This is a genomic window from Pseudomonas emilianonis, assembly GCF_023072625.1.
In the GTDB taxonomy this organism is placed as follows: Bacteria; Pseudomonadota; Gammaproteobacteria; order Pseudomonadales; family Pseudomonadaceae; genus Aquipseudomonas; species Aquipseudomonas paraveronii.
This window is the reverse complement of record NZ_JAKNRV010000239.1, coordinates 1-8,182: the sequence shown is the minus strand read 5'-3', so window position 1 is coordinate 8,182 and position 8,182 is coordinate 1. Positions and strand designations below refer to the sequence as shown.

Sequence of the window (8,182 nt, the reverse complement as noted above, 5' to 3'; positions counted from 1 at the left end):
CTGCTGGCGCCGGACCGGGCCTGCCCCGATGGCCTGTTCAGCAGCAACGGCGCCGACCCGGCCAGCCGCTTTACGGTGTATCGCAACAATGTCCACAGCTCGTTGATCAATGCGCTGGCGACCGCTTACCCGGTGACGTTGCAACTGGTGGGCGACGAGTTTTTCCGCGCCATGGCCGGCTGCTACGTACAGGTGAGCCCGCCCAGCAGCCCGGTGATCAGCGAGTACGGCGCTACATTTTCCGACTTTATCCAGGGCTTTGAACCGGCCGCGAGCGTGCCTTACCTGGCGGATGTAGCGCGATTGGAACGCTTGCGGGTCCGTGCCTATCACGCCGCAGATGCCCCGGCGCGGGAACCGCAGGCTGTTCTGCAGCAACTGCAAGCACACACCGAACTGGGCACATTGCGCCTGCAATTGCACCCATCCCTGGCTACGTTGAACTCCCGCTACGCCGTCGTCGCAGTGTGGGCGGCGCACCACACCGAGGGCGCGATTGCCACGTTGAATCCCTGGCATGCCCAGGGCGCCCTGGTGTTGCGCCAGGGCCTGGAGGTCAAGGTGTTCGCCATCGACAGCGGCTCGGTGGTGTTCATCGACAGCCTGAACCATGGCGCGGTGTTGGAAGAGGCGCTCACACACGCACTGGAGACGTCGGCCGAGTTCGACCTGCACCAATGCCTGGCGCTACTGATCAACCAAGCCGCAATCACTCATCTGCATCTGGAACACAAGGTATCGCTATGAACGCTCAATCACCGGGCCTGATTAAACGGGCCATCCAGCTTTTCGAACAAATCCCCTACAGCTTGATCGCCTTTCTCGCACGCTTTTCCATAGCGGCAGTGTTCTGGAAGTCCGGGCAAACCAAAGTCGAAGGTTTTGCCATCGACTTGATCAGCGGCACCTTCCAACTGGGCGAACCGCGACTCGCCGCCTCGACGCTGCCGCTGTTTCGCAGCGAATACCGGCTGCCCTGGCTGTCACCGGAAGTGGCCGCGCACATGGCGACATTTGCCGAACACTTCTTCCCCGTGCTGATCCTGCTGGGCTTCGCCACGCGCTTTTCGGCCCTGGCGCTGATTGGCATGACCCTGACCATTCAACTGTTCGTGTACCCCGACGCCTACCCCACCCACGGCACCTGGCTTGCCATACTGCTGCTGTTGGTGGCCAAGGGCCCGGGCAGCCTGTCCATCGACCACTTGATTGCCCGCCGTTATCGCTAGAGACGGTCGAGGGCTTCGCCGCTGCGCTTGAACCAGTCCACCAGGTAGTCGGCCAACACCTGGGTGCGTCGCGGCAAACCGCCCTGATAGGGATGAACCAAGTACATCGGCAGGCTCCGCGTTTGATAGTCCCGCAGGAGCCAACGCAATCGGCCGTCAGCCAGTTCCGCCGGTAAAACGTAGGAAGGCAGGCGTGCAATACCGGCGCCCACCAGGGCGGCCTTTTTCAACAGGTTGTAGTGATTGGAGGCGAAGGTCCCGCTCACCCGCACGCGCAGCAGTTCGTGCTGCTGGTGGTACAGCCACTCCTCGCGGCCGCTGTAGTGGCTGTTGAGCAGGCAGGTGTGGGTCGCCAGATCAGCCGGGGTCAGCGGTTCGCCGTGCTGCTCCAGGTAGGCCGGGCTGGCACAGGTCATCTCGTGCCAGGCCAGCAGCGGCTTGGCCACCAGCCGCTCATTTTCGATGGCACCGGAGCGTACCCCCAAGTCAAAGCCATCCCGCGCCAGGTCGCGGTAGCTGTTGTTCAGCTCCAGTTCGATCTGCACCTGCGGATAGTGCTCGGAAAACTCCAGCAACAAGCCATCGAAGAAGGTTTCGCCCAATGACACCGGAACCGTCATACGCACCGGCCCGGCCAAATCGTCCTTGAGCCGGGCCAGTGCCTGACGCGCCCGTTCGACCTGCACCACCAACGCCTGCGCCTGGGGCAACAACGCCGCGCCGGCAGCGGTCAGGCTGAGCTTGCGCGTGGTGCGGTGCAGCAACACCACCGAATACCCCGCCTCCAACTGACTGATGCGCTTGGACAATTGCCCTTTGCTGCAACCCAACTGCTCAGCCGCTACGGTAAAACTGCCGGCCTCGATCAATACGGCAAACGCCGCAAGGTCATCCATCTCGCTCATGGATTGTTTCCATTTGAAAACCAAAGGTTGCCCATTAGCGCGTTTATCCATCTGAAAAGCCACACTAGACTGAACCCTCACTTACCCCACTGGAGAAACAGCACGATGAAAATCCTATTGATTGGTGCCTGCGGCACCGTGGGCTCAGCGGTCAAGGCGGAACTGGCGCAGCGTCACGAGGTAATCAGTATTGGTCGCAGCAGCGGCGACTTCCAGGTGGATATCAGCGACAGCGCCTCGATCCGCCGGCTGTTCGAGCAGACCGGCCGGTTCGATGCCCTCGTCTGCGCGGCAGGCAATGTGAATTTCGTCGCGCTGGGTGAGATGAGCGAAACCGATTTTGAACTGGGCCTGCGCGACAAATTGATGGGCCAGGTCAACCTGCTGCTGATCGGCCGCGAGTACGCCAACGACGGCGCCTCGTTCACCTTTACCAGCGGCATTCTCAACCGCGACCCGATTCGCACCGGTGCCTCGGCGGCACTGGTCAATGGCGCACTGGATGCCTTTGTGAAAGCCGCGGCAATCGAATTGCCACGGGGCCTGCGCGTCAACTCCGTGAGCCCGACGGTGCTGCTGGAAGCCATGGGCAGCTACGCACCGTACTTTCGCGGGTACAAACCGGCGACGGGCGCCGATGTGGCACTGGCCTACGCGAAAAGCGTCGAGGGCTTGCAGACCGGTCAAACCTTTATCGTAGGTTGAACTTCAAGGCTGTAAGAAATGCCTGAAGCTCGCACGTGGGCTTGTGATGCACCGCCAGCCTGCGTAACGTGGCGGCACTTGTCAGGAGACCCGATAATGCGTGCCGCCCGTACCCTCATGCTGTTTGCCTTGCTCCCGCTGTTCACCGCCTGCCAGTTGTTCGAAAGCGAGCCGGCCAAACCGTCCACCGTCGGGCTGACCCGCATGCAGGGCGAACTCACGGCTGTCGCAGGCAAGCTGTTGTTCCAACCGTGCCACGACCAACGCAACTACGTGGTCAAGGATACCGGCGGCACCAGCATTCTGCAGGAAGCCGCCTCCCTGGCCGGCCAGCAAGGCGCACTGTTTGCCGACCTGCGTGGCAAGTTCTCCGGCGTCGCCACCGGCACCCAGGGCGAAGTGGAGCTGCAACAGCTGTACCGCGTCGAGCGGTCGACCTCGGCCTGTGATGATCCCGACTTCAAGCGCATGATCCTGCGCGCCAACGGCCACAAGCCAGCCTGGGCGCTGAACGTCACCGCCAAGGGCATGGTGCTGGAGCGCGAAGGCCAGCCACCGCTGCCGGTTCCCTATGTCGAGGAACAACTGGGTGACGGTCGTTTCAACCTGATGACCGAAGCCAATAACCAGCACATCGAACTGTGGGTAGCCCCGCAGCGGTGTGTCGACAGCGTCAGCGGCAGCCTGCAACACATGACCGCCGAGTTGCGGGTCAACGGTCAAGTCCAGCGTGGCTGCGCGGCTTTCGGTGGTTCGCGGGACGATTGATTCGCTGCTGTGATGTTTTAACATGACGGCAAACTGCGCTTGGGGCTTATAATCACCGGTTTGCAAAACCGCCGGCCCCACCAAACGCCGCACACCGGACCCTGTCATGTTACGAATCACCGAACTCAAGCTGCCCATCGACCATCCCGAAGAAGACCTGCGGCCCGCCATTGTGCAGCGCCTGGGCATCGCCAGTGATGACCTGCTCGATTTCACCCTGTTCAAACGCAGCTACGACGCCCGCAAAAAATCCTCGGAGCTGTGCTTCATCTACACCGTCGACTTGAACGTGAAGGGTGAAGCCGCCCTGCTGCTCAAGTTTGCCGATGACCGCAACATCAACCCGGCGCCGGACGTCAGCTACAAGGTAGTGGGCCAGGCGCCTGCGGACCTGGCTGAACGTCCGGTCGTCGTCGGTTTTGGCCCGTGCGGGATTTTCGCCGGGCTGCTGCTGGCGCAGATGGGCTTCAAGCCGATCATTCTCGAGCGCGGCAAGGAAGTGCGCGCGCGCACCAAGGACACCTGGGGCCTGTGGCGCAAAAGTGTGCTCAACCCGGAGTCCAACGTGCAATTCGGTGAGGGCGGCGCCGGGACCTTTTCCGATGGCAAGCTCTACAGCCAGATCAAAGACCCGAAATTCCACGGGCGCAAAGTGCTGCACGAGTTCGTCAAGGCCGGCGCACCGGAAGAAATCCTCTACGTCAGCAAGCCGCACATCGGTACGTTCCGTCTGACCGGCGTGGTGGAAAACATGCGCGAGCAAATCATCGCCCTGGGCGGTGAAGTGCGCTTCGAGCAACGGGTGACCGACGTGTTGATCGAAGACGGCCAACTGAACGGCGTGGTCATCGATGGCGGCGAGCAGGTCCTCTCCAAGCACGTGATCCTCGCCCTCGGCCACAGCGCCCGCGATACCTTCCGCATGCTCCACGGCCGTGGCGTGTACATGGAAGCCAAGCCGTTTTCCGTGGGTTTCCGTATCGAACACCCGCAGTCGCTGATCGATGCCGCGCGCCTGGGCAAATACGCCGGGCACCCGAAACTCGGCGCCGCCGACTACAAACTGGTCTACCACGCCAAGAATGGCCGCTCGGTCTACAGCTTCTGCATGTGCCCCGGCGGCACCGTGGTAGCTGCGACTTCCGAGCTGCATCGCGTGGTGACCAACGGCATGAGCCAGTACTCGCGCAACGAGCGCAACGCCAACTCCGGCATCGTGGTCGGCATCACGCCTGAGGTCGATTACCCGGGCGGCCCGCTCGCCGGCATCGAGCTGCAGGAACGCCTGGAGTCCCACGCCTACATCCTCGGCGGCAGCAATTACGAGGCTCCGGCGCAACTGGTGGGCGACTTTATCGCCGGCAAACCGTCCACGGCCATCGGCAGCGTGGAGCCGTCCTACAAACCTGGGGTGTCCATGGGCGACCTGGCCCTGGCGCTGCCGGACTTCGCCATCGAAGCAATCCGTGAAGCCTTGCCGGCGTTCGAGAAGCAGATCAAGGGCTACTCGCTGCACGATGCAGTCTTGACCGGTATCGAGACGCGCACCTCATCGCCATTGCGGATTACCCGTAACGAATCGATGCAGAGCTTGAACGTCAAAGGCCTGTTCCCGGCCGGTGAAGGCGCCGGTTATGCCGGCGGGATTCTGTCGGCGGGTGTCGACGGCATTCGGATTGCCGAGGCGTTGGCGCGGGATATGTTGGGTATCGAGGCCTGAAAAAACCGTCATCCAGATGTGGGAGCAAGCGCGCTCCCACATTGTTTTTCGTGGTGTGTCAGATATTCGCGCGCAGAATATTATCGGGCAGTGGCTCACCGCGCTCGACGCTGGCCGCAACCGCAGCGATCAACCCCTGCAGTTCATACCCCTGCCCCGCCAGCCACGCCTGATCGTAATAGGTGGTGGCATACCGCTCGCCCCCATCACACAAGATCGCCACGATCGACCCCGACTCCCCCGCCGCTTTCATCTGCTGCGCCGCCATCAAGGCACCGATCAGGTTGGTCCCGCTGGACCCGCCGACCCGTCGCCCCAGCCGCTCGGCCAGGTAATGCATGGCCGCCAGCGACAGCGCATCCGGCACCTTGACCATCGCATCGATGACCTTGGGCAAAAACGACGCCTCGACCCGGGGTCGGCCAATGCCTTCGATCCGCGAACCGCACTCCAGGCGCAAGCCGGCATCGCCGCTCAGGTAGTAGTCAAAGAACACCGAGCGCTCGGCATCGGCACACAACACGCGGGTGCAATGCTGGCGATAACGCACATAACGCCCCAGGGTCGCGGTCGTGCCGCCAGTCCCGGGGCTGGAAATCAGCCAGCTCGGCTCGGGATGACGCTCGAAGCGCATCTGTTGGAAGATCGACTCGGCGATGTTGTTATTCGCCCGCCAGTCGGTGGCGCGTTCGGCGTAGGTGAACTGGTCCATGAAGTGACCACCGCTTTCCTGCGCGAGGCGTTCGGATTCGGCGTAGATCTGCGTCGGATCTTGTACCAGATGGCTCTTGCCACCATAGAAGGCGATCTGGGCGATCTTTTCCTTGGACGTGGTGGCTGGCATCACCGCGATAAACGGCAGGCCGAGCAAGCGTGCGAAGTAGGCTTCGGAGATCGCCGTCGAACCGCTGGAGGCTTCGATCACCGGCGCCTCCGGCTTCAGCCAGCCATTGCACAGCGCATACAGGAACAGCGAGCGCGCCAGCCGGTGTTTCAGGCTACCGGTGGGGTGGCTGGACTCATCCTTGAAGTACAACTCGATACCTGGCAAGCCCGGCAGCGCTAAAGGGATAAGGTGGGTGTCGGCGCTGCGCTGGAAGTCTGCTTCAATAATACGAATGGCTTCGCGGGCCCAGGGACGGTGGTCGCTCATGAGGGAATCTCTAAGGATTTCAGTCGCAATCTTAGGATGTTTCCTATGCCACACACAGATACAGTAACGACTCAATTAGACACACAATTGCTAGGTTCTGGCGTAACCACGACCGCGCCCTATTCTTATAACAAATAAGAATATAACTTTTGTTTTAACAACTAACGGTACGGGTTAGGGTACGCACCTATTGAATCCGGATTGGAGAGCATACCTTGGCTCTGCGTAGCACGTTCACCCGTTTTTTCCAGCTGGAAGCCGCCAGCGGTCTGTTGTTGATCGCCGCAGCTGCCTTGGCGCTGATCGTCAACAACTCACCGTTGTCGCACCTCTACAACGCGTTTCTCGACGTGCCCGTAGTGGCGCAGATTGGCGCGCTGAAGATCGCCAAGCCCGCGTTGTTGTGGATCAATGACGGCCTGATGGCCCTGTTCTTCCTGCTGATCGGCCTGGAGGTCAAGCGCGAGTTGCTCGACGGCCACCTGTCCAAGCCCTCGCAAGTCGTCCTGCCAGGCGCTGCGGCGATCGGCGGCATGGTGGTGCCGGCATTGATCTACTGGGCAATCAACAAGGATTACCCTGCGGCGCTTTCCGGCTGGGCAATCCCCATGGCCACCGATATCGCCTTCGCATTGGGCGTCCTGGCGCTGCTGGGCAAGCGCGTGCCGGTGTCGCTGAAACTGTTCCTGATGACCCTGGCCATTATCGATGACCTGGGCGCAATCATCGTGATTGCCGTGTTCTATTCCAGCGACCTGTCCGGCGCAGCCCTGGCGGGCGCGGGCGCCTGTTTGATTGCCTTGATTGCGATGAACCGGCTGGGCGTGATCAAGCTCGGGCCTTACCTGATCATCGGCCTGATCCTGTGGGTCTGCGTGCTGAAAAGTGGCGTGCATGCCACCCTGGCCGGCGTGACCCTGGCGTTCTGCATACCGATGCGCACCAAAAACGCCGAAACCTCTCCGCTGTTGACGCTCGAACATGCCCTCCATCCGTGGGTGGCCTACTGCATCCTGCCGCTGTTCGCGTTTGCCAACGCCGGTGTGTCCCTGACCGGGGTCAGCCTCGAGAGCTTCACCCACCACGTGCCCCTGGGTATCGCCACCGGCCTGTTGATCGGCAAGACTATCGGCGTATTCGGCCTCACCTGGCTGGCCATCAAGACCGGCCTCGCCGCGCTGCCCAGCGGCGCCAACTGGGGTCAGGTGTTCGGCGTCGCGATCCTGTGCGGCATCGGCTTTACCATGAGCCTGTTTGTCGGTTCACTGGCGTTCGTGCCGGGCGCCAGTGAGTTTGCCGGGGAGGATCGAATGGGGATTCTGACCGGGTCGATACTCGCGGCGTGTATCGGTTATGCGGTGACGGCAATGGCGAGTCGCAAGAAAGCCTGACTCGCGCAAACACCGCACACAAAAAACCCCAGCCGGTCACCCGGCTGGGGTTTTTCTTTGCTCGCGGCTTAACGCTTAGCGAGTCACGCGGCTGGTACCATCAACGGTCATGATGCGCACGCGATCACCGATGCGGAAGATTTCATTTTCCTGCACGGCCTGCACATAGGCGCGCATGCTGCCGTCGTCTTCACGGACGGTGATTTCCACGCCCTGGGTACGGGTCAGGCCTTCTTCGGTGGCCGAACCCAGCAGGCCGCCGGCGACGGCGCCGATGACGGCGGTCACGATACTGCCACGGCCAAAGAAAA

Annotated in this window: 8 protein-coding genes and 1 pseudogene; 6 read left to right on the top strand and 3 right to left on the bottom strand. The window is 61.7% G+C overall.

The window, feature by feature from the left end; all coding sequences use genetic code 11:
• Window positions 1-747 (top strand): DNA-binding domain-containing protein (locus L9Z73_RS20675; protein WP_247404808.1); only part of this gene is annotated, 747 nt, incomplete at its 5' end.
• Entirely contained in the window at window positions 744-1,229 is a 486-nt protein-coding gene (locus tag L9Z73_RS20670) for a DoxX family protein (RefSeq protein WP_247404805.1), read from the top strand. The genes L9Z73_RS20675 and L9Z73_RS20670, both read left to right, overlap by 4 nt.
• On the opposite strand, the gene L9Z73_RS20665 is transcribed toward L9Z73_RS20670, so the two are convergent.
• Window positions 1,226-2,134, bottom strand: a complete 909-nt coding sequence (locus tag L9Z73_RS20665; RefSeq protein WP_247404802.1) for a LysR family transcriptional regulator — start codon at window positions 2,132-2,134, stop codon at window positions 1,226-1,228. The two genes, L9Z73_RS20670 and L9Z73_RS20665, sit on opposite strands and share 4 nt — an antisense overlap.
• Before the next feature lie 105 nt (window positions 2,135-2,239).
• Between L9Z73_RS20665 and L9Z73_RS20660 the strand changes: the two genes are divergently transcribed.
• The 3 genes from L9Z73_RS20660 to L9Z73_RS20650 all read left to right on the top strand — a co-directional run bounded on the left by L9Z73_RS20660 (window position 2,240) and on the right by L9Z73_RS20650 (window position 5,327).
• Window positions 2,240-2,839, top strand: a complete 600-nt coding sequence (locus L9Z73_RS20660) for a short chain dehydrogenase (protein ID WP_247404799.1) — start codon at window positions 2,240-2,242, stop codon at window positions 2,837-2,839.
• A gap of 96 nt (window positions 2,840-2,935) precedes the next feature.
• The gene (locus L9Z73_RS20655) at window positions 2,936-3,607 is read left to right on the top strand and encodes a COG3650 family protein (RefSeq protein WP_247404796.1); all 672 of its coding nucleotides are present in this window, start codon (window positions 2,936-2,938) and stop codon (window positions 3,605-3,607) included.
• A 106-nt stretch (window positions 3,608-3,713) separates the two neighbouring features.
• The gene (locus tag L9Z73_RS20650; protein ID WP_247404793.1) at window positions 3,714-5,327 is read left to right on the top strand and encodes an NAD(P)/FAD-dependent oxidoreductase; all 1,614 of its coding nucleotides are present in this window, start codon (window positions 3,714-3,716) and stop codon (window positions 5,325-5,327) included.
• A gap of 58 nt (window positions 5,328-5,385) precedes the next feature.
• Here L9Z73_RS20650 and L9Z73_RS20645 read toward each other — a convergent pair whose 3' ends face one another.
• On the bottom strand, window positions 5,386-6,480 hold the full coding sequence (locus L9Z73_RS20645; protein WP_247404790.1) for a PLP-dependent cysteine synthase family protein: 1,095 nt from the start codon (window positions 6,478-6,480) through the stop codon (window positions 5,386-5,388).
• A gap of 215 nt (window positions 6,481-6,695) precedes the next feature.
• Between L9Z73_RS20645 and nhaA the strand changes: the two genes are divergently transcribed.
• Entirely contained in the window at window positions 6,696-7,871 is a 1,176-nt protein-coding gene (nhaA, locus tag L9Z73_RS20640) for a Na+/H+ antiporter NhaA (RefSeq protein WP_247404787.1), read from the top strand.
• Between the two features lie 75 nt (window positions 7,872-7,946).
• Here the strand turns inward: nhaA and L9Z73_RS20635 are convergent.
• Window positions 7,947-8,182: pseudogene (locus L9Z73_RS20635) on the bottom strand (hypothetical protein); the annotation flags it as partial.